The organism is Psychrobacillus sp. BM2 (genome assembly GCF_048572895.1).
Classification (GTDB): Bacteria; Bacillota; Bacilli; order Bacillales_A; family Planococcaceae; genus Psychrobacillus.
The window spans coordinates 3,885,536-3,909,625 of record NZ_CP183878.1 but is presented as its reverse complement, the minus strand read 5'-3'; the positions used below and the strand labels follow the sequence as shown (position 1 = coordinate 3,909,625).

Genomic DNA, 24,090 nt, shown 5'->3' with positions numbered 1-24,090 from the left:
AATTATGGAAATAGTTTAATATACTGAATTTAACGAAAAAATAAAAGTTAAATGAGGTTTTATAGATGAACAAATTAGCAAAAAAGTATTGGGATACTTATTGGAAGGGAAAAGAAACACCATTATCGGTGACTTCTTGGCAGTTTGGTGGAATCCCAGATGAACTGGCTCAGTTAGTGAAGAATGGTGTGAAATCTGCTACATGCTCGTTACATCTATTTTATGAATTAGAGAACGAGCCACTTCCAAAGGTGGATGATTATAGTATTGTACTTAATAGTAAGGATGAACCAGTTTGTATAATACGCACGTCTGACGTAAAAATAATGCCGATGAACGAAGTCCCTCCGAATTTTGCTTATGCGGAAGGAGAAGGAGACCGCTCCTACGACCATTGGAGGAAGGTACATATCGAATTTTTCACAAACGAGTTAAAAGGTGTAAGTAGGGAGTTTTCAGAAGACATGCTACTTGTTTGCGAGCGCTTTGAATTGATAGACGTTAAGTAATGGGGGGAGAATATGTTTAAGACAGTAACTCTATATACAAATCAATTAAAACAACTGCGAGGTTTCTATGGAAATGTTTTGGAAATTCCAATAGAGGCATCAACAGACGAACATTTTCAAATATCAATTGGAACTTCGACGCTTATTTTTCGGCTTTCCGAATTACAGACTTCCTATCATTTTGCTATTAACATCCCAGGTAATCAGTTTACACTTGCGAAGCATTGGGCAAAAGAAAGGGTAATACTAAATAGAGAAGCAGCAGTTGATGAAATATATTATGCTCGATTTGAAGCAGATGCAATTTATTTTGAAGATCCAGCGGGGAACGTCATTGAACTAATTGCAAGACGTAATGTAGATAAATGGAGCGACTTTAGCATCGAGTCATTTTTAAACCTAAGTGAGGTAAGTATTACCACTCCATTTGTAGAAGAAGCAGGAGAGAAGCTACAAGAAATTGGTATTCCTATTTCAGGTCATGTCCAAATTGAACCTGATGAATTAAACTTTCTAGGAAAAAAAGATACGTTTATTTTATTAGTTCCGCCTAAGCATAGATGGTATTTTTCTAAAAGAATGAGTGAGACCTCTCCATTAGAAATAGTGCTAGTAGATGGAAAAGTAATTTTAGTGAATAGAGAAGGAAAAATAACGATTCAATAAAAGAAAAGCGACAAATTATATCCACAGGGGAATAATAGTCACTTTCTTAAAAGGTTATCCACATGTGAATAACTTTAAATATCGTAATGCTGTGGATATACTGTTGGTAACTTAAGAATTAGCTTTCAGAGCATACATTAATGTGGAATATGTTTGAATCTCCGAAAAATTAATACCAAGCGAAACTGCCGTTTGAGCAAGTTCAGGTCGAATTCCTGAGAAAATGGCACTTACGCCAATAAGCTTTAATGCAGCATACAGTTGATATAGTTGTTGGGCAACCATAGTATCTAGCACTGGTACTGCAGATAAATCAATAAATATAGTACTTAGTTTTTTAGCGGAACTTTGCTCCAATGTAGACTCTAAAATAATTGTAGCGCGTTCTGTATCGATATTTCCTACTAAAGGTAAAACTCCAATACCGTCTTTTATAGGAATAACTGGACTACTTAATTCTGTAATAAGAGCTTGTTGGGAGGCAAAAAGATTTACTGTATATTCATGATGGTATTTCGCAAAATTTTCTATAATATAATCGAATGCGGTATTCATCAGGTTTGACCATTCAGCAACATCTTCTACGGTGGCAAGTGTAGGAGATTGTTGGATGAATTTTTGAACAATATTCCAATAGGCTATTCGGACGTTGCGGAAACTTCGAATACTCTCATACAAAGGATTTTTTTCTTTTGCTCTTTTCTCAGCCACTTCAGCGGAACGAATGTTGATATATTCTACGTATTCAAATTGATCTTTGATATATACAGAAGAGATGGCTTCTATTAGAATTTCATTTTCTTCTTTTAAATATGTATTGTGTTCTGATAAAGCATAGGATGGATCAACTTTTGATTGTTGAGCTAACCATGCATCTGTTATTGCTGATTTATTTGTCATGATAAAATCATATAATTCTTTGTTTAGATGACTCATTTTTTATCTCCTTCAATCGTTCTAGTATTATTATTGTAAGGGTAATGGCCAAATTATTCCACTTGAGCGTTGCAGAAGAACAGGGTGAGAACAGAGTTAGGGGGTAAACAATTGCAGAAAACAATCGGTTTAGTAGTTGGAATCGCGTTAGTATTATTACTGGGAGTAGTTTATGTGCTAAGTAATAATCAGAAACAAGTAGAACAAGAAGATGTGGAACAACAATCTGTTGAGACTCACAATTTTAAAAAAGTGCTTGCCTACGAAAATGACTATATGGGCAATAATTCTAACATCACAAATCTATTTAATAATCTTCCTCTTTCTAATTATAGGGATTTAGTAGAGTTGGAACTAGATACATTCACATTCGTGGTAAATTATAATACGAGTAGTAACGAAAAAACGGTTATATATAATGCAACAGCGGCTTTTGTTTTGATAAAAAACCTAGAAATAATTGATATGCGCTTTTCAGACCAATCCTATGTGATAACAAGAGAGAATGTGGAACAATGGTTTGGAGACGATTTTGATAGTTTAATAGATCCGGCGGTATTTAAAGAGAAAGTTCAAATGCCAATAATGGAAAGTACAACGACCGATTGGCTTGATCAGTATACAAAATAGGGGTGTTTTGTCATGAATAATTTAACGAATCAATTAGAAAAGATTCAAGCAGAAAATCAATTTTCAGGATCTATCTTTATGAAGCAAGGCGAATCGGTGCATGTTCAGGCTAGTTTTGGTTACGCTAATCGTGCAGATGCAATACTAAATGAAAAGCAAACCCGCTTTGGTATTGCTTCGGGGTGTAAATTATTTACAGCAGTTGCGATTGCTCAACTTGCAGAAGTAGGGAAATTGAGTTTTGATGACCTTTTAAGAGACGTATTAGACATTTCTTTTCCACATTTTCACGAAGATGTTACAATCCATCATTTACTTACGCATACTTCGGGTATCCCGGATTATTTTGATGAGGATGTAATGGATGACTTTGAAGAATTATGGATAAATACTCCGATGTACCATATCCGCCGATTACATGACTTTTTACCATTGTTTCAAAAGGAGCAGCAGAAGTTTGTACCGGGAGAAAGTTTTTCTTATAATAATGCGGGATATATTGTTTTAGGTTTGATCGTAGAAAAAGTGAGTGGAATGGTATTTACCGACTATGTTCAACAGAATATTTTGGACAAAGCGGGCATGAAGAACTCCGGTTATTTTGCATTAGATGCTTTACCTGCTAGAACGGCAATTGGTTACATAGATTATGAAGACGGTACATGGAAAACAAATATGTATTCTCTTCCCGTACAGGGAGGATCAGATGGTGGAGCATTTGTAACCGCTGAGGATATGGTGTTATTTTGGGAAGCGCTTATACAAGATAACTTGTTGAATGATAAAACAATACTGTTGACTCCACATGTTCACGAGGAAGATAATAGTTATTATGGGTATGGGATTTGGATTGAGAAACAAGAAAATGAAATCTATAAGTATCATGTCATGGGATATGATCCCGGAGTGAGTTTTCACTCAGCTTATTATCCGCATAATGATCTTGTACTAGCTATCTGCTCCAACAAATCAAAAGGAGCTTATGCAATGTTGCTCGAATTGGAAAAATCCTGCTAAAATAGAGCAGAATTATTCCTTCTTACGTTCTTTCCGTTGTTTTTTCAGAAGTTTATATGCTAAGTAAAGTATGGTTATTCCTAAGATAAAGGAAAGTATTGAGTAAACTACTTCATTTATATTTTTTCCAAAGACTAACAGTAAAAGATATAAAGGAACCAAAATATAAATAAGCCTTTCAGGATTTAGATGCATTTTTTCACTCCTCCATTTATAGCTATTAAACATATTATACTAATAATAATGAAAATGGATTATTATCTATAATAAATGATAAACTGAAGAAACGGAGGTGGACTTTTTGAAAATAACATCCTACGAGGTTGATAAGCTAAACGATCCAACGGGAATTATAACAGGCAATCGCTATGAATTTCTTCTTGGTATTGAAGTACCTGAAGATGATGAACTTTTTGATGAAAATAATTCATTAGATTTACGTGTGATTCTAGTGATAGAAGAAACAGAAGCACGCATTGTACAATACCATTTCATTAACCGAAGCAATGGAAAAGTATTAGACTTTGGTTTGGAAGATGAAGAAGAAGCAATAGTTCTATCTTTTTGTAAAGAACATTATAACGACATTATTTAAACAAAAACCGAGAAGACAAGAGCTTCTTGGTTTTTGTTTTTTAAGAGGAATTCTTCTGCCTAACAACAAAACACGGTATATGAGTTTAATTCCTATCGTAATTGAGGTAAACTGATGAAGTAGATTTACAATAAAAGGTGGCTGTTTTGATGGAGATTACAAATTTAATGAAGCATATACCTGTTTTAGAAACTAAAAATGTCGCGCCTATAGAAATAACGGGACTTGCTTATAATTCACGCAAAGTGGAAAAAGGGCAAGTGTTTGTATGTATAAAAGGCTTTAAAGCTGATGGACACCAATTTGCAGGACAAGCTGTTGAGAATGGTGCAGTTGCTTTAGTAGTAGAAGACTTTATCGATGGAATTGAGGTACCGCAATATAAAGTAGAGAATGGACGCATGGGGCTTGCTACACTTGCTGATACTTTCTATAATCATCCAACTCGTAAGTTGAAAACGATTGGAATAACGGCGACTAACGGAAAGACGTCTACCTCGTTTATGACAAATGCCATATTAGAAAACCATGGCTTGAAAACGGGGCTTATGGGAACAGTTGTAGTGAAAATAGGGGATTATGCAGAGCCTTCTGAGTTAACAACACCAGAGTCTCTAGATTTACAACGTTTTTATGCGCAAATGGTAGATGAAAATGTCAGTCATGCAACGATGGAAGTATCTTCCTCTGCTTTAGAACTAAATCGTGTAGGCTGTGTAGACTTTGATATCGTCACATTAAATAATATTAGTCGAGAGCACATAGATTTACATTCCTCATTTGAAAACTATTTTCATCATAAATCTAGTCTTATTCGTAATGCTGGTGCTGATAAGGTTGCCATTTTAAACTTGGATGATTCATATTCGGCCTCACTTGTGAATAAGACAAAAGCGAAGGTTATCACCATTGGTGTCGAGGAGCAATCTGCAGATGTTATTTGTACGAATTTAGACCTATCAACTGGTCGAGCAAAATTCACAGTGGAAATTCAACAAGATTTAGTTACGCAGGATCTCGTTATCCCCGAGCAAAGCTTTACTGTTGAACTTTCTACTCCAGGTTTCCACTCGGTATATAATTCAATGGTCAGTATTGTGATTGGGCTGTTATGTGAAGTGCCGGTTGCCACTATCCAAAAGAGTTTGGCGGAGTTTGTTGGGGTAGAACGTCGTTTTGAAATTATTTTTGAGGATGACTTTAAAATTATTGATGATCACTTCGCAAATAGTGGGAATATAGACATTACACTAGGTACTTTAGAAAAGATGGACTTTAAACGTATTAAGCTTGTCTATGCTATTCGTGGAGATCGTGGTGTGACGGTGAATAGGGAAAATGCCGAGACAATTGCTAAATGGGCACCAAAGCTTGGTATACATGAAGTAATTGCCACATTAAGTCGTTCACATGTTACTCAAAAAGATGTCGTTTCAGAGAGTGAGCTGGCTGTATTCCAGGAAGTTATGGAAGAGGCAGGTATCGAAGTTCAACTTTACGAAGAGTTACCAGAAGCGATTAACCGTAGTCTAGACGATGTTGCAAATGGAGATTTACTGTTATTAGCTGGTTGCCAAGGAATGGATTATGGGGCAAAACTTGCACTAGAACAACTTGAAGTCATTCGTCCAAATGTCGATAAAAAGAAATTATTCCAACCACTTGAGAAACGAGTAGCTGGAAACTCATAATATATGTAAAAAGCAGTTCCAAATAAACGGAGCTGCTTTTTGCATAATTTTAGCTTATGAAAAGTTTACCATCTTCTACTGATGTACTATTACCGTTTTGGTGAATAACTAAGTGTCTTAAATAGTACTGCTTTTTCAGTTGGCGTCAGTTCTCGCCATTCCCCAATAGGAAGACCTTCAATAGATATATTCATAATTCGTATTCGTTGTAGTCGTTTCACAGTAAATCCTAAAGCTGTACACATTCTTCGGATCTGACGATTTAAGCCTTGGGTTAAGATAATATTGAACGTTTTTGGTCCAATCTTTTTTACTTTAGTAGGCAATGTTTTCGTACCTAGTATATTTACTCCCGCAGCCATTTTTTCGATAAATGTATCGGTTATTTTCTCGTTGACTGTCACAACATACTCTTTTTCATGACTATTTTCTGCACGGAGTATTTCATTTACAATATCTCCGTCATTTGTCAGTAGTATTAAACCATCAGAATCTTTATCTAAACGACCGATATGAAAAATACGTAATGAATGGTTAACGTAATCGACGATATTGCCTTTTATATGAGTTTCTGTAGTACTAGTAATTCCTACAGGTTTATTTAATACTAAATATACGAGCGGTTGTTCAACAACAATTTGCTCACCATCTACGCGTACATCATCACCAGCTTCTACTTTACTACCGAGTTCCGCAGCTTTTCCATTAATCATTACTCTTCCATCTATGATCCACTTGTCCGCACCACGTCTAGAAATGATCCCCGCTTCACTTAAAAATTTATTAATCCGCATAATAAACACCTACTTTTCACTCATTATATGTCCAGCTCCGGACGCCAGCAGCTCGGGTCACTACAGATCGGCGTCTTCCGCTTTTCTAATTATGTTAATTATAACAAAAGTTGAAACTAAATTAGAGTAATAGCCGTAAAAGAGGAAAGGAGTGATTTACATGAGCGTTGAACAAAGATTAGAACAAACCTTTAATGCACTGAAAAAAACATTAGGGTGGACCGTGGATAAAAGAATAACTTTGTCACTGGCAGGGTATTATGTAACTTTAGAGAAGGAATTTGATGAAACTAGATATCAAGAAGTAGCTAGCTACTTGAAAAAAAGAGCAGGAATTTTTTCTCCATTACGCTCTCATATAAATCCTTTGTTTGTTGCAACATTAGACGTTTCAGGAGCCGAACCAGAACAAGCGGTAAATCTGCTGATGGACAAAGCAGAGGCTTTAAAACATTTTGGTTTTAAAATGAATAGCTATACGTATTTGGCGGCCCTTATGATGTCGGAACAAAAAGATCAATGGCCATTTGAAATGAAAATGACACAAAAGTTGATGGATGATATGAAGGCGCATCATCGTTTTTTGACCTCTACTGATGATTATCCATATGCTATGTTTTTAGGCAAGATGGAAGGAGATACAGCCGTTAGAGCTGAAACAATGAATCGTTATTATAAAGAATTAAAGCAACATAAGTTCTATTCAGGAAACGAACTACAATGGATGTCTCAGGTTCTTACGTATTCCAATCCAGAATATGAAGAAAATACTGTGAGTAGGGCGGTAATTATCCGCGATGGATTAAAAAGCGTCAAAATAAAAACATCTCAAGCACAATATCCGATTATTGGATTTATGGCAGCTTTAAGATTAAATGAGGAACAATTGAACGAGATTGTCACAAACTATGAAACCATCGCTAGTATGAAATTGTTTTCGTGGTATAAGGACTCAGTTCTACCTATCGCATTTGGATTGTCCTTAAGATCTTCCAAGGCAGCTTATACAACTGCAGCGATTTCCATGGCCACTTCTCTTGAGCTTATATTGCAGGCGCAACAAGCGATCATGATTTCAACTATCGCAGCAACGAGTGCCGCTACAGCATCAAATGCTGGCTCGGATTAATGAACATGCTATACTAAACATAGATTATCTATATAAGAGGAGTTAGAGTTATGAACACCAATCCAATGAGTCAATCTAGAACTATTCAAACGCATTTAATCTTGCCACCGGATACTAATCATCACGAAACAATTTTTGGTGGAAGAGTACTTGCATTTATCGATGAAATTGCAGCTATTTCTTCCATGAAACACGCACAGGGTGCTGTAGTTACAGCTTCAATAGATTCTGTAGACTTTCTTTCCTCTGCAAAAGCGGGAGAAGTACTGGAGCTAGAGGCAGTCGTTTCTTCTGCAGGTCGTTCTTCCATGGAAGTCTATGTTCGAGTAACATCAACGAACCTAATTACTGGGGAAGAAAAACTAACGACGGAGTCATATGTCACGATGGTTGCTGTTGACGAAATTGGAAGACCGGTACCCGTACCTGGAATACATCCAGAAACTGAGCAAGAAAAACGTTTATATGAAACAGGACCTGCTAGACGTGCTCATCGAAAGCAACGTTTGGAAATGAAATACTAAAGGAGTAGGAAGTGGCTAAGTGCTAAAACAAATTGATTCACTATACAAATATCTGATGATTATGTTGCTTGTCATATATTTAATCAATTCGATTTATCTTCATGAAGTTACCATCACTTTCACAGCAATTACACTTGTCATTCTTTTAGAATTTATTAGGCATCGTCATCATATTAAACAATTAACCTATTCGCAGTTATCCATTATTGGAGTCGTATTACTAGCAGGTATTGCAGGCATCATTTATTTGCTAGTAATGATTCAAATATTTTTAGAGCCTATAGGTTTACCGCAAAAAATGGAAAGTGTCCTATTTTTTGCGTGTATCATAGTAGGTATATATATTCTGTGGTATTTTATCGGCAAGCTATTCGGAAGAGCTTTAGAAAAACCATGAAACCCGTGTAAAGACTTTAGATGTATAGTCTTTACACGGGTTTGTTTTAGACATACCGTATTGTACTTTTCAACATTTGGTGAATCTATTTCTTTTATCTCTTCGTATAGACTAATAGAGGTGAAAAACTTGAAGCATATTTATGAAAAAACAGCAAAGTCTCTGAGAGTAGGATCACTGACCTTAATCGTAATATACATAGCTTTTGTTATCCTTTTTAAAGACGACTTGTGGAAGGATTTTGAAAATCATTTAATCGTTTGTTTTACGTTTTTTATCTTATATAGCTCTTCTTTTTTCTTTCAACATGCATCGGAAAAGTTGCCGGATGAGGGAAAAATAGATAGTGACTATTACTCGGCAGATTTTCCAGTTAAAGAACTTAACTTCCAACGGGATATTTCGCTTATCCCTCAAACTTATTTAGTGTCCAGTACAGGTGAACGCTTGTATAAAATAATTCCTACGGATGAACAGCCTTTTCGACGTAAACTATCCACATTTAATGTTTTCAAAATGGGAATGTTCTTTCCAATCACCTATCAATTAAAAACGATGGATGAAAAGTTAGTTTGTACGTTTACGATTCAAAATAAGCTTAAATTTATACAAATGAAGGTACACGACCATACTCAAACTCATGTAACTACAATTGTTATGCCACCAATGTCTCTAAAAAATAGAGCTATTATATTTGATGCCAAGAATGAAAAGCTGCTTCAAATGGAAGCGAAAAGTATGTATGGAGATATTGATGTCGATGATTTAAATGGCCACCGGTTAGCGACCTATCGTTTTGGGATATTCCCCTATGCTACACATCCTGCATTTGAGGTGCAGGCGATGAATGTTCATGTATCACTTGCCCATAATTTGACTCATAAAGAAAGACTTACTTTTACAGCATTGTTTTACTACTGGACAGCCAGTCAATAAAAAACAAGCAAGTTCACATAGAACTTACTCGTTTTTTATTAATTTTTAAACAAGTTAAACCATCCTTTGTATTTGAACCAACCAAGCATGGAAACAGCAATGAGAATCATAGCGCCAAGCACCACAAAATAACTATATTTCCATTCAAGCTCGGGCATATTCGCAAAGTTCATCCCATATACTCCAACGATGAACGTTAGTGGGATGAAAACGGTCGATACAATTGTTAAGATCATCATAATACGATTCATCCTACTTGAGTTTATCGACATATGACTATCCCGGATATCAGCTGTAAGCTCCCGATTAGACTCAATCATTTCCGTCAGTCGTATTAAATGATCGTAAATATCTGCAAAATAGGCGTGTTCAGTTTGCTGTAAATTCATCCGTTCTGAATTTAACATTCGATAAAGTAAATCTCTCATAGGAATTACTGTACGTCTTAAACGTAACAAGTCACCTCGAAGATCAAACACCAAATCCATAGAAAAATGGCGCATATCATAAGTAAGTTTGTCTTCTGCAGCGTTTAAATAATCTTCAATTTTGTAGACAATTGGAAAATAGGCATCCACCACTTTATCGACAATATGATAAGTTGCATGGGTAGCACCTCTTTCCCAACCTTGGGGATTTTCTCTAATACGCTCTCGTGCTTGCTCCATTTCATGCATTGGATGGAAATGAAAAGACACCACATAATCCTGACTAACAAATACATCTAGCTCTTCTGCTTCCAATGTTTCCTCGTTAAATGTATGTAAAACAAGGAAGTTGTATCCATCATAATAGTCCACTTTAGGGCGCTGTAGTCTTTGTAGACAGTCTTCAATAGCCAGCGGGTGAAAATGAAAAAAAGAACTAAGTATAAGTTGCTCTTCCTTAGAGGGCTCTCCAATATCAATCCAATACCATTCAAACTTTTTATGTCTTATATCCTCTAAAGGAAAGTCACTTATTATTTCATGATCGGTCGTTATACCAATCGTTCTAATCATAGGAATCCCTCGCTTTCAACGCATTCTTATTTCTTATTAAATTAGAATATACAGCGTTTTAATTAGTATCTGTTCAGCTCCAGTGCCTAGCCTCTTGTGTCGCTTCAGGATTTCAGGATGCACGATGCGGGTCAGTCGTTGCGACACGATGTCGTGAACTTAGACTGACTTCCAAAGCATAATCACTTGCGCTTTTCTTATTATCTCATAGTCTCCCTGTTATAATGAATCTAAAACAAGGGAGAGATAGTATGGATAAGAATAATTATGAAGCTTTAATCCCAAATCGTATATTTGTAGGAGGAGTAGATGGGGTCGAACCTTTATTAGCAAATGAACATATAGATGTTATTTTCGATTTAAGGGTTTCGTCTAACAGTCATCCTGCAGAAAATTTAAAGGTGCATCAACCAATTTTAGATGGACTAGAGCAACAGGCTGTCTCTATAAAAGCTGCTGTTGATGAAGTAGTACAAGCATATAATAACGGCAAAAATATCTACTTCCACTGTAATTCGGGAGGGGGAAGAGCGGGAACAATGGCAGTTGCTACTCTAATGGAGTTAAATCTAGCTGAAACAGTAGAGGAAGCGGAAGAAAAAGCCAAAGCAATCCGATCAAAGATAAATCTAAAAGAAGACCAGAGAGAGTCTCTAAAAAGAGTATATTCTAAATAAATTGAAAATTACTGTTGACTTAAGTAATTTCTATTTGTATACTAGGCATTAATCAAATAAAACAACTTTCTTATCAAGAGAGGTGGAGGGACTTGGCCCTATGATACCTCAGCAACAGGCAATTTTGTACTGTGCTAATTCCAGAAGCGTTAGCTTGAAGATAAGAAGAGAATAATCACTGGTGACGTGTAAACCTCTTCTTGTTTCTAAGAAGGGGTTTTATTTGATTTTAACTATAAAAAATAGGAGGAGAAGTCAAGTATGTCATCAGAATTATTGCAAGCTTTCAACGTATTAAAAGAAAAGCAATGGGTAGATTTAACGCACACATTCGGAGCAGATTCACCACATTTTTCAGCTTTTAAGGCAGCAGAAATAGCTACATTGTTTAATCATGACGATGGATTCTTTGCACAAAGCTTTCAATTTGCAGGACAATACGGCACACATATCGATGCGCCTATTCATTTTGTGAGAGATACGCGTTACTTAGAAGAGCTAGAATTGAAAGAACTCGTATTACCGTTAGTCGTCATTGATCAGTCAAAGGAAGTAGCTGAAGATAATGATTTTACTCTATCCGTGGATGATATTTTCACATTTGAAAAAGCATACGGAAAAATCGAAGAAGGCTCATTTGTCGCACTTCGAACCGATTGGAGTAAACGTTGGCCTGACGAAAAAGCATTTAACAATAAAGATGCAGATGGTAATAACCATGCACCAGGTTGGGGATTAGAAGCATTAAAGTTTTTATTTCAAGAAAGAAAGATTAAGGCTATTGGACATGAAACATTTGACACTGATTCAAGCGTCGATTATCAAAAAAATGGTGCATTACACGGGGAATATTATGTACTTGAGCAAGATACTTACCAAATAGAATTATTAACGAACTTAGATAAGCTTCCAACAAAAGGAGCTGTTATATTCAACATCGTTCCAAAGCCGGAGAAAGCATCTGGATTCCCGGTTCGATCATTTGCGATCTTACCATAAAGGAGAGAGAGAAATTGACAGTTAAAACGGCTATTCAAGCACCATTCAGAGCAGACCATGTAGGAAGTTTGTTGAGACCTGAAAGTTTACTAGCAGCAAGAAAAGAGTATAAGGAGGGAACGATTACAAGAGAACAATTAAAAGCAACAGAAACAAAAGAAATCCATCGAATTGTTGATAAGCAAATCGAGGTGGGTCTTGAGCTTGTGACAGATGGAGAATTTCGTCGTGACTGGTGGCATCTAGACTTCTTAGAACATCTAAATGGTTTTGAAGGGTATGTACCAGAAAAAGGATACAAATTTGAAGGGATAGAAACAGAGAAATACGAAGTTCGCAATATCAGCAAAATCTCTTTCAACGCAGAACATCCATTTATCCAAGATTTTATTGATTTCAATGAGATTGTAGCTGGTCGAGCAGTTGCCAAACAGACTATTCCAAGTCCTAACCAATTGTTCCATCCTGGAATCCGTGATGAAAGTATCTACCCAGATGTTGAAGACTTTGCAAAGGATGTAGTTGCGGCCTATCAAGAAATGATACAAGCTTTTTATGAGGCAGGAGTTAGATATTTACAAATCGATGATGTTTATATTGCAGGTCTGTCTTCCCCAGATCTTCCGTATAAGGAAGGAGAAAGAGGAAAATTAATCGATCTAGCTCTACGTGTCGTAAATGGAATTTTAGAAAATAAACCAGAGGACTTAGTAGTTACGACACATCTTTGCCGCGGAAACTATCAATCCACATGGGCATTTGGTGGAAGCTACGCTCTGATTGCTCCGACATTGTTTGCAAAAGAAAAAGTAGACGGATTTTTCTTGGAATATGACGATGATCGTTCTGGAGATTTCCAACCGCTTGCTCATATTCCAAACGGAGGAGCGAAAGTGGTGTTAGGTATTTTCACCTCTAAAACAGGTGAATTAGAAAACAAAGAAAATATTCTTGCTCGTATTGAGGAAGCAACTCAATACGTTCCTCTTGAGCAGTTGAGTATCAGCCCACAATGTGGCTTTGCCTCTACTCATCACGGGAATAAGCTTACAGAAGAACAACAATGGGAAAAATTAAAATACATTGTTGATATTTCTAAAGAAGTTTGGGGTTAATCTGTGTAACATTTCGACTACCTTCCTTACTCATTTGTAGAAGACGGTAGACGAGTAAAATATAACTTTCTTTCTCGCGTCTCATTTGATAATGAGAAAGAAAGTAACTAATTAAGATAATAGATGAAATGCCAAGGGAATGAATAAACCCTTGGCATTTTTGTTATTCTATTTTTTTGTTTTCACTATTTTTGCTTCCGCTTTTAATGCCTTCAAAAGTGAAAAAATCATAAGCAGCATAACAAATGAAAATGGTAACGCTGCAATAATTATTGTGTTTTGCAATGCATCTAATCCATTAACGGATAACAATATAATTGAGATAATAGATAATGTGATTCCCCAAGCGAGCTTCACATTGTTCGGTGGTGTCAGTGACCCATGTGTCGACTGCATACCAAGAACGAAAGTGGCAGAATCCGCTGAAGTAATGAAAAAGCATGCAATCAATATGACAGCAAAAACAGAGACAAATGTGGAGAGCGGCATCAAGTTGAACATTTCAAAAATAGTCAATTCAGTAGAAGCTTGTGCTAAATCGGCAATTCCTCTTTTTTGAAAATCAATTGCCGTCGTACCAAAAGCCGAGAACCAAATTGCACCTAGTAAAGTAGGAGCTACAAGAACACCGGTAACAAATTCGCGAATCGTGCGACCTTTCGATACTCGAGCGATGAACATGCTTACAAATGGTGCCCATGAAATCCACCATGCCCAATAAAAGATAGTCCAAGTGTTGAGCCATTCTCGATTATGCTCATTTAATGGGGATGTACGGAAACTCATTTGTACAATATTTCCCAAATAGCCACCGAAAGAATCCGTAAACATATCGAAAATAAGTAATGTTGGACCAGTAATAATGACAAAACCAAGTAAAGCAAGAGCCAATATCAAATTTGTGTTGGATAAATATTTTATCCCTTTACTTAACCCTGACCAAGCGGATGCTACGAATAGGACAGTGACAACAGCAATAATAATGATTTGAGATGTGATCCCAATTTTGAAGCCGAATAAGTAATTTAGGCCTGCGTTAATCTGAACAGCACCAAAGCCAAGAGAAGTAGCGACTCCAAATGCTGTAGCAAAGACAGCGAGTACATCTACGAGCGTACCCCAAGGTCCTTCCATCTTTTTACCGAAAATAGGCTTTAATGTGGAGGAGATTAAACCCGGCTCTCCCTTACGGAACTGAAAGAAAGCAAGAGATAGCGCTACAACTCCGTACATAGCCCAAACATGGAATCCCCAGTGGAAGAAAGTTTGGCGGAGTGATTCTTTAAAAGCCGTACTAGTATTTGGTTCTGCTGTAGCAGGATTGATGGCATAATGTGATAAAGGTTCAGCAGCCCCATAAAAGACAAGTCCAATTCCCATCCCGGCAGAAAATAACATAGCAATCCAAGTAACAGTTGAAAACTCTGGACGATCTGTATCTTTTCCAAGTCGAATTTTTCCGTATGGACTGAAGATGAAGAAGATGCTTAATGCTAACATAAATGTCATAAGTAACATGTAGTACCAACCAAATGAAGAAGCAACAAAAGTTTTAATAGTCGTAGTAATGGCTTCAAAACTTGCGGGTGCTAAAGCTCCATATCCGACAGCTAAAACTATTAAACTCATTGTAATATAAAATACCTTTGATAATTTTCTCATGTTTCCCCCTAAATATTTAAAGTTAAATCGTTAACTATACTAATAAAATGATATCGAATCAACCGATACAACTATACCTAGATTCATTTAAGTATTTCCAATTTAGACGATATTGAAACTTCCTCTTCTTAAAGAAAGCCTTGTAAGTTATTTTTATTTTTTTTAAATGGTGATGTTTGTCTAGTTTGCTTTCTGTCCTCTTGCATTTACTAATAGTAGTGCAAGAAGGAGGTGAATTAACAATGAATCAACATCGTCAACCCTGTTCCTGTAATTCCTGTCAGCAAACGCAGTGGCAACAACCAGCTGCGCAACCAGTTGTTTGTCCCCCACAATACCGAGTGCGTGATTCGTTCTTACCAAGAGTGCAACCTGTTATCCATCCAATTGTAAATGTGAATAGAGAACATATCGTAAACGTCCCTCAACACTTTTATACAGTGACTAATCAAAATGTAATGGCACCTGGAAGTCAACAGGCATTCCCTATGCAACATGGGCAGTTTCCACAACAATCATTTGGTCAGCCATACGGGCAACAATTTGGGCAACAACAATTCGGGCAACAACAATTCGGACAGCAACAGTTCTTCCCAGGTCAGAATAGATAATTCATCGATACGATAGTTTTTCTAGGTTATATAGAAAACAAGAGCAAATGCCTTTTATTAAAAAAGTGCATTTGCTTTTTCGGTCTATAAAACCTTATAAGCATAATTACGAACGGGCAAGACGTATAATGACCCAAGAAGCACATGCAATTATAGAAAGTCTCTTATCAAAAGATATAAAAGAAGTAATCATTCTAAGATGAATAATCTGCCTATAGAAGTATTACATTTAAATGTTTCTTAAATTACAGGAGACTTTAGCTATAGTATTTGCAGTTGTTGGTATATCTTACTTGCCATATCACTTATTTTGTGCCGCTCTTTTTTCATTATAGTTATGTTAAAATTTGCTGTAAGTTAGTTTATCAAGGCTTTCATCATAAAGGAGAAATTACATATGAAAATACGCCCGAAACGATTGCAAAAAGGAGATACTATTGGAATTATTGCTCCTGCAAGTCCACCAAATTTAGAAAACTTAAAGCGTTCTTTTACTTTCTTAGAGGAGCTTGGCTTGTCTTACCAACTAGGGAAAAGTGTAGAAAATGTACATGGTTATTTAGCTGGTACCGATAAGGAGCGTTTGGAGGATTTACATGCGATGTTTGCTAACCCGAATATTGCAGGAATTATTTGTGCGGGCGGAGGCTACGGTTCTGCACGCTATACTGATCAAATCGATTTTCAATTGATGCATGAGAATCCAAAAGTTTTTTGGGGCTACTCCGATATAACCTCTCTACATACAGGGATGAATCTATTTTCGGATATCGTCACCTTCCATGGACCAATGCTAGCCTCGGATGTAGGAAAAGATACGTTCTCCGAGCTATCTCAAAAAATGTTTCAGCAATTATTTAATCCGATGGAGCTATATTATACCGAAGCAATTTCTCCATTGACACAAGTTTCTCGAGGCATTGTAAGAGGAGAATTAACAGGAGGTAATTTATCGCTGCTTGCTAATGGTATAGGTACGAAATACGAAGTAAACACAAAAGGAAAACTTCTCTTCATAGAAGATGTCGGAGAAGAGCCATACAAAGTGGATAGGATGCTTAACCAACTTCGTCAAGCGGGAATTTTAGATGCAGCGGCTGGGTTTGTCATTGGTAACTTTAGTGATGCAGAGCCTAAAAAAAGATTGGTTTCTTTATCTTTAGATGAAGTATTCAATCATTATATCGGCAATTTAGGAAAGCCTGCTGTGAAAGGATTTAAAATTGGTCATTGCGAACCCCATTTTGCAGTGCCACTTGGAATAGAAGCAGAATTGGATGCGAATAACTTATCTCTAACAATATTACCTGGAGTAGAATAGAGGAGACCGCAGCATCAGCAAGAAAGTAGAGCCCTACAGAGAGCGTTTATAGGAAAGAAGACTTGAATTCCAACAGTGTGTGTCGACAATTTGTAGTTAGAATCATATTTGCTCGAACTCGCACACAGAAAGCATCCGCTTAAAGTGGAAATCAGTTTTGTTCGGATTTTACTACTAAATAATCTATTTAGAAATTGACTCATCTACATTCAAAATAGCAACTTTCCTAAATTTATATTGACGAAGAGCTAATACTTGTAGTATTCTGAAAATAACTTAAAGAAAAGGAGTGAGGCATTATGGCAAATGTATATACGTATCCACGAATCAGTAAGTTCATGATGTCCCACTCTGTATGTCTCTAACCAGATATATGCTTCTTTACTAATGGCCGGGAAACCATGACTGCTGATTCGTGCAGTCATGGTTTTTTTATTGTTTAGCTATAGCTGTCGTTAATGTACAGCTTGTGCTTTTATCCATACGGAAATTAGGAGGAAGTTAAATTGAATTTAATCGAACAATATGGTTGGAATAGTAATTGGGAAGAAAAAATGACAGGTAGTGGAATTGCGGGACGGGTGTTACTGGAACATAAAAATTTGTATAGAGTTATGACCAATGAAGGAGAGTTACTAAGCTCCCTTTCTGGGAAATTTAAGTTTGATCATGATAGGGAAGCATTTCCGGCAGTTGGAGACTGGGTAGTGATTGAGCAGATGCCTGGTGAGGAAAAAGGAATCATTCACGAAGTACTTCCTCGTAGCTCGCAGTTCTCTAGGAAAATGGCGGGATTAACGACAGAGATTCAACTGATTGCAGTTAACGTAGATTATGTATTTCTAGTGATGTCGCTCAATCATGATTTCAATGTCCGTAGATTAGAGAGATACTTATTGGCGGCATGGGATTCAGGAGCGACACCAGTTGTTGTGTTAACAAAAAAAGATGCCTGTGATGACTTAGAATATTATATTAAAGAAGTAGAGGCTATTGCATTTGGCGTAGACATATTTGCAGTAAGTAGTGTTACAGGAGAGGGTATTGATCGTCTAGGAAGTCTTTTGGCTGCGCATAAAACAGGTGCACTTTTAGGATCTTCAGGAGTTGGGAAATCTTCTTTGATTAACGCCTTATCAGGTGTAGAGGTAATGGTTGTAAATGATATAAGAGAAGATGATAGTAAAGGACGCCATACAACCACGCATAGAGAACTGACGCTGTTACCAGAAGGTGGTTTATTAATCGATACACCTGGTATGAGGGAGTTTCAACTTTGGGATACGAGTGATGGGGTTAGTGCTAGTTTTCAGGATATCGAAGAGCTTGCTTTAGCGTGCCGGTTTCGTGATTGTCAGCATGTAAAAGAACCGGGCTGTGCTATTCAAGAGGCCATTTACAAGGGTATGCTTAAACATGAACGCTATAAAAGCTATGTAAAACTAATGAGGGAACTTGCACATATCGATCGAAAAAATGACGCAATAGCTAAAAAAGCCGAAACAAATAAATGGAAGCAAATTACAAAGTCTCAACGAAATAATTATAAAAAGAAAATCTAGTTTAAGATGCGAGGTTGCGGATGATTCAATTAGTCAATCATAAAGATGAAATGGTCGCTGAAAGTATTTTATCAATTCAATTACCAGCGTATAAAGTAGAAGCAGATTTAATCGGGTTTGATGGAATTCCACAGCTTTTAGATACTGTAGAAGATATAAAAAACTCCAAGGAGCTATTTCTTGGAAAGTTGGATGGCTCGAAATTGGTAGGTTTTCTTTCTTATGAGGATACAGAAGAACTAATTGATATTTGTAGACTTGTAGTAGACCCCAATCATTTTCGAAAAGGGATTGCATCGGAGTTAATAGATTATCTATTAAGTATTAAGGCTAACGGAAAAAAGGTAGTTGTATCAACTGGGGCAAAAAATGTACCTGCAATCACCTTATATGAAAGACACAATTTCAAAAAAATAGCTATTATTGAAGTAGAACCCAATTTCTTTATTGCACAACTAACCTACGAAAGAAAAAATATTTATTGAATAGGAATATTCATTTTAATATATCCTAAACTACAAACGACTGTTTGTAGTTTTTTCTTTTTTTAAGACCAAATCGTATCAATTGCACATGCGAAAAATTCTCGTTATAATATAGTCAAAGTTAGTCAAAGTCAGTTTGTGAGAAGAGGTGAGAAGATGAAAAATATATCTGACATAATTGAAGGGTATTTGAAGGCTATTATAGAAGAAGGAAGTAAGGAACAAATTGAAATTAAGCGAAGTGAAATTGCGGAAAAATTTCAGTGTGTTCCATCTCAAATAAATTATGTAATCAATACACGATTTACCCAAGATCGCGGATACTTAGTAGAAAGTAAACGAGGTGGAGGGGGATATATTCGAATCCTCCGCGTTCGAGCACATACAAAAGCTGATTTAATAGAGCATATTATACAAACACTAGAACATGGAGCTTCTGAATCTGTAACGGAAGATATCGTTTTTCGGTTAATCGACGAGGATGTTATTTCTAAGCGTGAAGCAAAACTCATTTTAGCAGCTTTAAATCGAACGACTCTAGCTATCCCGCTACCAGCAAGAGATGAACTACGATCACGTATTTTATGTGCCATGCTATTAACGTTAAAATATGAAAAAAGTGAAAAATGAACGGGGTGTGTTGAAAGGTGATTTGTGAAAACTGTAAGCAAAGACCAGCGAAAGTAACTGTTACCCAAGTGCATAATGGTGAACACTTTGAAAGACATTATTGTGAGGTCTGTGCAAATAGCCTCCACCCGTTTTATGTAGAGTACAAACAAGATCCATTATCTCTACATCAACTATTATCGAACTGGTTTAGTCAAACAGAACAACAACCATTGCAACAAAAACAACAAAAAAACATGATAGTATGCGATGAATGTGGCTGGTCAATTCAACGGTTTTTAGACGAAGGGAAATTTGGTTGTGCAAATTGCTACGACAGTTTCCGTCCGCAGTTACCTAATGTGTTTAAGAGGCTTCATAATGGAAATACGAAGCATATTGGAAAAGCTCCAGGTGCGCTAGGAGAAAAAATTGCTATAAAAAAACGTATAGAAGCAATTCGCACTCAAATGAAAGATGCGATTGACACGGAAAGTTTTGAGGAAGCCGCAAAGCTGAGAGATGAAGCCAGAGATTTGGAAAGTCAACTTTCAACGGGAGGTGACCAAACGGATGTCAATTGAACACTTTTTAGATAACTCAATCTCTAGTTGGATGGCAGGCGTTGGAAAGCATTCGGACATTGTTATGAGTACAAGAATACGTTTAGCTCGAAATCTGAATGGCTATCGTTTCCCTTTAGCATTTACAGAAGATGAGGCGCATAAAATTGACCAATCTGTTTCTGCCACTTTGCTGGATGCAAGTGACGAACTGGAGATGCAATTTTCTTCCATTCATATAAAGGATGTATCCGAATTAAGTCGTCAGGTGTTAGTAGAGAAACATTTAATAAGTCCAAAGCTTGCTAACTCACCTATGACTGGATCGGTTTTATTATCAAATGATGAATCTGTTAGTGTGATGGTCAATGAAGAGGATCATATTCGGATACAATGCCTTTTTCCGGGTCTTCAAATCCAAGAAGCCTATGCGCAAGCAGACTTGTTAGATCGTGTTTTAGATAAGGAATTACCATATGCTTTCGACGAGCAGTTTGGGTATTTAACAAGCTGTCCAACCAATACAGGTACTGGTTTACGTGCATCTGTAATGATGCATTTACCTGCTTTAACGATGACGAAGCAAATGAATAGAATTGTTACAATCATTTCAAGGCTAGGAATGGTAGTTAGAGGAATCTACGGAGAAGGTAGTGAAGCGCTCGGTAACGTATACCAAGTGTCCAACCAAACCACACTTGGTAAGTCAGAAGAAGACATACTTGCTGATCTTCAAAGTATTACCGAACAAATTATTCAAAAAGAAAGAGAAGCACGGGATGCACTTCTAAAGCATTCTGCCAATACACTAGAAGACCGACTATATCGATCTTTAGGAACTTTATCATTTGCTCGTATTATGGCGACAGATGAAGCGGCAAGATGCCTATCAGATGTTCGATTAGGAATAGATATGGGACTCATAGAAGATGTCGATGTGTCTATCTTGAATGAATGTATGGTGTTTATGCAACCAGGATTTCTGCAAAAATATGCAGGAACTTCATTGAATACCTCCGAGCGGGATATGTTTCGCGCGAAGCTATTAAGGGAACGATTGCAAAAAGAAGAAAAACCGAAAACAAAAGGAGAGGAATCTGAATGATGTTTAATCGTTTCACGCAAAGATCTCAAAAAGTATTACAACTAGCACAAGAAGAAGCTATTCGCTTAAAGCATGAATCTATAGGGACGGAACATATATTACTTGGTCTTATCCGAGAAGGTAGTGGAATTGCTGCGAAAGCATTAGAAGCAATAGAAGTAGACCTAAAAGTAATCGAAGCAGGAATCGAGGAACTAGTAGGAGCAGGTAAAGAAGAAGTTGGACCAATTGTTAACTACACACCTCGTGCGAAAAAAGTGATTGAACTTTCAGTAGATGAGTCTAGAAAATTAGGGCACTCATACATTGGAACAGAGCATCTATTGCTTGCGCTAATCCGTGAAGGAGAAGGTGTAGCTGCTCGTGTTTTAAATAATGCGGGAGTAAGTTTAAACAAAGCTCGTCAACAAGTACTTCAATTATTAGGAAGCACAGAGCAAGCACATGGCAATGGAAATAATGGAGCTGCTCCGGCTAGTACACCAACACTAGATGGTCTAGCTCGTGATTTAACGCAAATTGCAAGAGAAGGCACACTAGATCCTGTAATCGGTCGTAGTAAAGAAATTACAAGAGTAATTGAAATATTGGCTCGTCGTACAAAAAATAACCCAGTTCTAATTGGAGAGCCAGGTGTTGGTAAAACAGCAATTGCAGAAGGGCTTGCACAACAAATCGTTCAAAATGAAGTGCCGGAAATCCTACGCGATAAACGAGTAATGACGCTTGATATGGGTACAGTAGTTGCTGGTACAAAATATCGTGGGGAATTTGAAGATCGTTTGAAAAAAGTGATGGATGAAATTCGCCAAGCTGGCAATGTTATCTTATTCATAGATGAACTTCATACATTAATTGGTGCCGGTGGAGCAGAGGGTGCTATCGATGCTTCGAATATTTTGAAGCCAGCTCTTGCTCGCGGAGAAATTCAATGTATTGGTGCAACAACACTGGATGAGTATAGAAAGTATATTGAAAAAGACGCAGCACTGGAGCGTCGTTTCCAACCAATTCAGGTAGATGAACCTTCAGTAGACGAAGCGATCCAAATTATTTATGGTTTACGTGATCGTTATGAAGCACATCATCGTGTGAAAATTACGGATGCTGCAGTAGAAGCTGCTGTGAAAATGTCAGACCGTTATATTTCTGATCGATTCTTACCGGATAAAGCAATCGACTTAATAGATGAAGCAGGATCTAAAGTCCGTTTACGTTCGTATACAACACCTCCTAATTTAAAAGAATTAGAAGCAAAACTAGAAGCTATCCGATCTGAGAAAAATGCTGCAGTTCAAAGTCAAGAATTTGAAAAAGCAGCTTCATTCCGTGATAAAGAGCAGAAGCTTAAAGATGAACTAGAAAAAATGAAAAATAATTGGAAAGAAAAGCAAGGAAAAGAAGAGTCTGAAGTAACAGTAGAAGACATCGCTGCTGTGGTGTCTATGTGGACCGGGGTACCAGTTTCTAAACTGGCACAAACAGAATCTGAAAAGCTATTAAAATTGGAAGATAAATTACACGAAAGAGTTATTGGTCAAAGTGAAGCGGTAGACGCAATTTCAAGAGCTATTCGTCGTGCTCGTGCAGGACTGAAAGATCCAAAACGTCCTATTGGCTCCTTTATCTTCTTAGGACCTACTGGTGTAGGGAAAACCGAGCTTGCTCGTGCTTTAGCAGAAGTCATGTTCGGGGACGAGGATGCGATGATTCGAGTAGATATGTCTGAGTACATGGAAAAACATTCAACTTCTCGTCTAGTTGGTTCTCCTCCGGGATATGTAGGGTTTGACGATGGAGGACAATTAACAGAAAAAGTACGTCGTAAACCATACTCTGTTATCCTATTAGATGAAATTGAAAAAGCACACCCAGACGTCTTTAATATTCTTCTTCAAGTGTTAGAGGATGGACGATTAACAGACTCTAAAGGTCGTACAGTAGATTTCCGTAATACGGTAGTTATCATGACATCCAATGTAGGAGCGGATGCACTTAAGTTCAATAAATACGTTGGATTTAATCTACAAGAAGGTGGCAAAACAGACTATAAAGATATGAAAGGTAAAATGCTAGAAGAACTGAAAAAAGCGTTCCGCCCAGAATTCTTGAACCGTCTAGATGAAATGATTGTGTTCCATTCTCTTGAAAGAGACCAATTAAAACAAATTGTTTCACTTATGACAGAGCAGTTAGCGAAACGTTTGAAAGAGCAAGGTATTGAATTAGAAATCACGGAAGCAGCACAAGATAAAATTACAACTGAAGGATATGAGCCGGAATATGGAGCACGCCCACTACGCCGTGCGATACAAAAACATGTAGAAGATAGACTTTCCGAAGAGCTTTTAAAAGGGGAAGTATTAGATGGGCAACATGTAATATTTGATGTAGAAGACAATGAATTCGTCGTTCGCACTAAAGCTTTAGTTACAGAAGGTTAATATAGCGGGCATTCCGAAAAGAGTTCGGAATGCCCTATTTAACTGTTTAGCTCCAGCGTCTGTGCTTTTCTTAAAGATAGGATATTTATAAATATGTACCGTGAACACTTGT

General features: G+C 37.0%; 25 protein-coding genes and 1 riboswitch. Of the genes, 21 read left to right on the top strand and 4 right to left on the bottom strand.

The features are described from left to right. Positions 1-65: 65 nt before the first annotated feature. On the top strand, positions 66-509 hold the full coding sequence (locus ACN6MX_RS19285) for an ASCH domain-containing protein (RefSeq protein WP_419960385.1): 444 nt from the start codon (positions 66-68) through the stop codon (positions 507-509). Positions 510-521: 12 nt separating this feature from the next. Continuing rightward, positions 522-1,175: a glyoxalase gene (locus ACN6MX_RS19280; RefSeq protein WP_419960384.1), complete on the top strand. Its 654-nt coding sequence runs from the start codon at positions 522-524 to the stop codon at positions 1,173-1,175. Positions 1,176-1,286: 111 nt separating this feature from the next. Here the strand turns inward: ACN6MX_RS19280 and ACN6MX_RS19275 are convergent, their stop codons facing one another. Continuing rightward, the gene (locus ACN6MX_RS19275; protein WP_419960383.1) at positions 1,287-2,111 is read right to left on the bottom strand and encodes an STAS domain-containing protein; all 825 of its coding nucleotides are present in this window, start codon (positions 2,109-2,111) and stop codon (positions 1,287-1,289) included. A 111-nt stretch (positions 2,112-2,222) separates the two neighbouring features. Between ACN6MX_RS19275 and ACN6MX_RS19270 the strand changes: the two genes are divergently transcribed. From ACN6MX_RS19270 to ACN6MX_RS19255, 4 genes are all read left to right on the top strand, one after another. Beyond that, positions 2,223-2,741: a DUF4825 domain-containing protein gene (locus tag ACN6MX_RS19270; RefSeq protein WP_419960382.1), complete on the top strand. Its 519-nt coding sequence runs from the start codon at positions 2,223-2,225 to the stop codon at positions 2,739-2,741. A gap of 12 nt (positions 2,742-2,753) precedes the next feature. Continuing rightward, positions 2,754-3,758, top strand: a complete 1,005-nt coding sequence (locus ACN6MX_RS19265) for a serine hydrolase domain-containing protein (protein ID WP_419960381.1) — start codon at positions 2,754-2,756, stop codon at positions 3,756-3,758. A 301-nt stretch (positions 3,759-4,059) separates the two neighbouring features. Continuing rightward, positions 4,060-4,353, top strand: a complete 294-nt coding sequence (locus tag ACN6MX_RS19260) for a DUF6509 family protein (protein WP_419960380.1) — start codon at positions 4,060-4,062, stop codon at positions 4,351-4,353. A 149-nt stretch (positions 4,354-4,502) separates the two neighbouring features. Next, positions 4,503-6,044, top strand: a complete 1,542-nt coding sequence (locus ACN6MX_RS19255; protein ID WP_419960379.1) for a Mur ligase family protein — start codon at positions 4,503-4,505, stop codon at positions 6,042-6,044. An 89-nt stretch (positions 6,045-6,133) separates the two neighbouring features. Here the strand turns inward: ACN6MX_RS19255 and rluF are convergent, their stop codons facing one another. Then, positions 6,134-6,838 carry a 23S rRNA pseudouridine(2604) synthase RluF gene (gene rluF, locus ACN6MX_RS19250; protein ID WP_419960378.1) on the bottom strand — a complete coding sequence of 235 codons (705 nt, stop codon included), beginning with the start codon at positions 6,836-6,838 and terminating at the stop codon, positions 6,134-6,136. A 160-nt stretch (positions 6,839-6,998) separates the two neighbouring features. Between rluF and ACN6MX_RS19245 the strand changes: the two genes are divergently transcribed. The 4 genes from ACN6MX_RS19245 (at position 6,999) to ACN6MX_RS19230 (ending at position 9,824) form a co-directional block, all read left to right on the top strand. Further along, positions 6,999-7,967 carry a DUF4003 family protein gene (locus tag ACN6MX_RS19245; RefSeq protein ID WP_419960377.1) on the top strand — a complete coding sequence of 323 codons (969 nt, stop codon included), beginning with the start codon at positions 6,999-7,001 and terminating at the stop codon, positions 7,965-7,967. A 50-nt stretch (positions 7,968-8,017) separates the two neighbouring features. After that, positions 8,018-8,491 carry an acyl-CoA thioesterase gene (locus tag ACN6MX_RS19240; RefSeq protein ID WP_419960376.1) on the top strand — a complete coding sequence of 158 codons (474 nt, stop codon included), beginning with the start codon at positions 8,018-8,020 and terminating at the stop codon, positions 8,489-8,491. A 19-nt stretch (positions 8,492-8,510) separates the two neighbouring features. Continuing rightward, positions 8,511-8,888 carry a hypothetical protein gene (locus ACN6MX_RS19235; RefSeq protein ID WP_419960375.1) on the top strand — a complete coding sequence of 126 codons (378 nt, stop codon included), beginning with the start codon at positions 8,511-8,513 and terminating at the stop codon, positions 8,886-8,888. Between the two features lie 129 nt (positions 8,889-9,017). After that, positions 9,018-9,824 (top strand): hypothetical protein, encoded by an 807-nt coding sequence (locus ACN6MX_RS19230; RefSeq protein WP_419960374.1) that lies wholly within the window; start codon positions 9,018-9,020, stop codon positions 9,822-9,824. A 38-nt stretch (positions 9,825-9,862) separates the two neighbouring features. Here ACN6MX_RS19230 and corA read toward each other — a convergent pair whose 3' ends face one another. After that, positions 9,863-10,825, bottom strand: coding sequence for a magnesium/cobalt transporter CorA (gene corA, locus ACN6MX_RS19225; protein ID WP_419960373.1), 963 nt, complete (start codon positions 10,823-10,825; stop codon positions 9,863-9,865). A gap of 251 nt (positions 10,826-11,076) precedes the next feature. On the opposite strand from corA, the gene ACN6MX_RS19220 reads away from it, so the two are divergent. The 3 genes from ACN6MX_RS19220 to ACN6MX_RS19210 all read left to right on the top strand — a co-directional run bounded on the left by ACN6MX_RS19220 (position 11,077) and on the right by ACN6MX_RS19210 (position 13,616). Then, a complete protein-coding gene (locus ACN6MX_RS19220) occupies positions 11,077-11,502 on the top strand; it encodes a protein-tyrosine phosphatase family protein (RefSeq protein ID WP_419960372.1) in 426 nt (141 codons plus the stop codon). A 67-nt stretch (positions 11,503-11,569) separates the two neighbouring features. After that, a riboswitch (SAM riboswitch) is annotated at positions 11,570-11,669 on the top strand. Between the two features lie 94 nt (positions 11,670-11,763). Continuing rightward, positions 11,764-12,501 (top strand): cyclase family protein, encoded by a 738-nt coding sequence (locus ACN6MX_RS19215; protein ID WP_419960371.1) that lies wholly within the window; start codon positions 11,764-11,766, stop codon positions 12,499-12,501. 14 nt (positions 12,502-12,515) lie between these two features. Then, positions 12,516-13,616 (top strand): 5-methyltetrahydropteroyltriglutamate--homocysteine S-methyltransferase, encoded by a 1,101-nt coding sequence (locus ACN6MX_RS19210; protein ID WP_419960370.1) that lies wholly within the window; start codon positions 12,516-12,518, stop codon positions 13,614-13,616. Positions 13,617-13,784: 168 nt separating this feature from the next. Here the strand turns inward: ACN6MX_RS19210 and ACN6MX_RS19205 are convergent, their stop codons facing one another. After that, a complete protein-coding gene (locus ACN6MX_RS19205; protein WP_419960369.1) occupies positions 13,785-15,278 on the bottom strand; it encodes a glycine betaine uptake BCCT transporter in 1,494 nt (497 codons plus the stop codon). 242 nt (positions 15,279-15,520) lie between these two features. On the opposite strand from ACN6MX_RS19205, the gene ACN6MX_RS19200 reads away from it, so the two are divergent. The 8 genes from ACN6MX_RS19200 (at position 15,521) to ACN6MX_RS19165 (ending at position 23,978) form a co-directional block, all read left to right on the top strand. Then, a complete protein-coding gene (locus ACN6MX_RS19200; RefSeq protein WP_419960368.1) occupies positions 15,521-15,889 on the top strand; it encodes a hypothetical protein in 369 nt (122 codons plus the stop codon). Between the two features lie 397 nt (positions 15,890-16,286). Further along, positions 16,287-17,210 (top strand): S66 peptidase family protein, encoded by a 924-nt coding sequence (locus ACN6MX_RS19195; protein WP_419960367.1) that lies wholly within the window; start codon positions 16,287-16,289, stop codon positions 17,208-17,210. A gap of 554 nt (positions 17,211-17,764) precedes the next feature. Then, complete coding sequence (gene rsgA / locus ACN6MX_RS19190) at positions 17,765-18,772, top strand: ribosome small subunit-dependent GTPase A (RefSeq protein ID WP_419962666.1); 1,008 nt, start codon at positions 17,765-17,767, stop codon at positions 18,770-18,772. Positions 18,773-18,792: 20 nt separating this feature from the next. After that, a complete protein-coding gene (locus ACN6MX_RS19185; protein WP_419960366.1) occupies positions 18,793-19,257 on the top strand; it encodes a GNAT family N-acetyltransferase in 465 nt (154 codons plus the stop codon). A 156-nt stretch (positions 19,258-19,413) separates the two neighbouring features. Then, the gene (locus ACN6MX_RS19180; protein WP_419960365.1) at positions 19,414-19,887 is read left to right on the top strand and encodes a CtsR family transcriptional regulator; all 474 of its coding nucleotides are present in this window, start codon (positions 19,414-19,416) and stop codon (positions 19,885-19,887) included. A 17-nt stretch (positions 19,888-19,904) separates the two neighbouring features. After that, a complete protein-coding gene (locus tag ACN6MX_RS19175) occupies positions 19,905-20,450 on the top strand; it encodes a UvrB/UvrC motif-containing protein (protein ID WP_419960364.1) in 546 nt (181 codons plus the stop codon). Then, complete coding sequence (locus ACN6MX_RS19170; protein WP_419960363.1) at positions 20,440-21,534, top strand: protein arginine kinase; 1,095 nt, start codon at positions 20,440-20,442, stop codon at positions 21,532-21,534. Before ACN6MX_RS19175 ends, ACN6MX_RS19170 begins: the two co-directional genes overlap by 11 nt. Beyond that, positions 21,531-23,978, top strand: coding sequence for an ATP-dependent Clp protease ATP-binding subunit (locus ACN6MX_RS19165; RefSeq protein ID WP_419960362.1), 2,448 nt, complete (start codon positions 21,531-21,533; stop codon positions 23,976-23,978). The genes ACN6MX_RS19170 and ACN6MX_RS19165 overlap by 4 nt, the downstream gene beginning before the upstream one ends. The last annotated feature ends 112 nt before the right edge of the window (positions 23,979-24,090 follow it).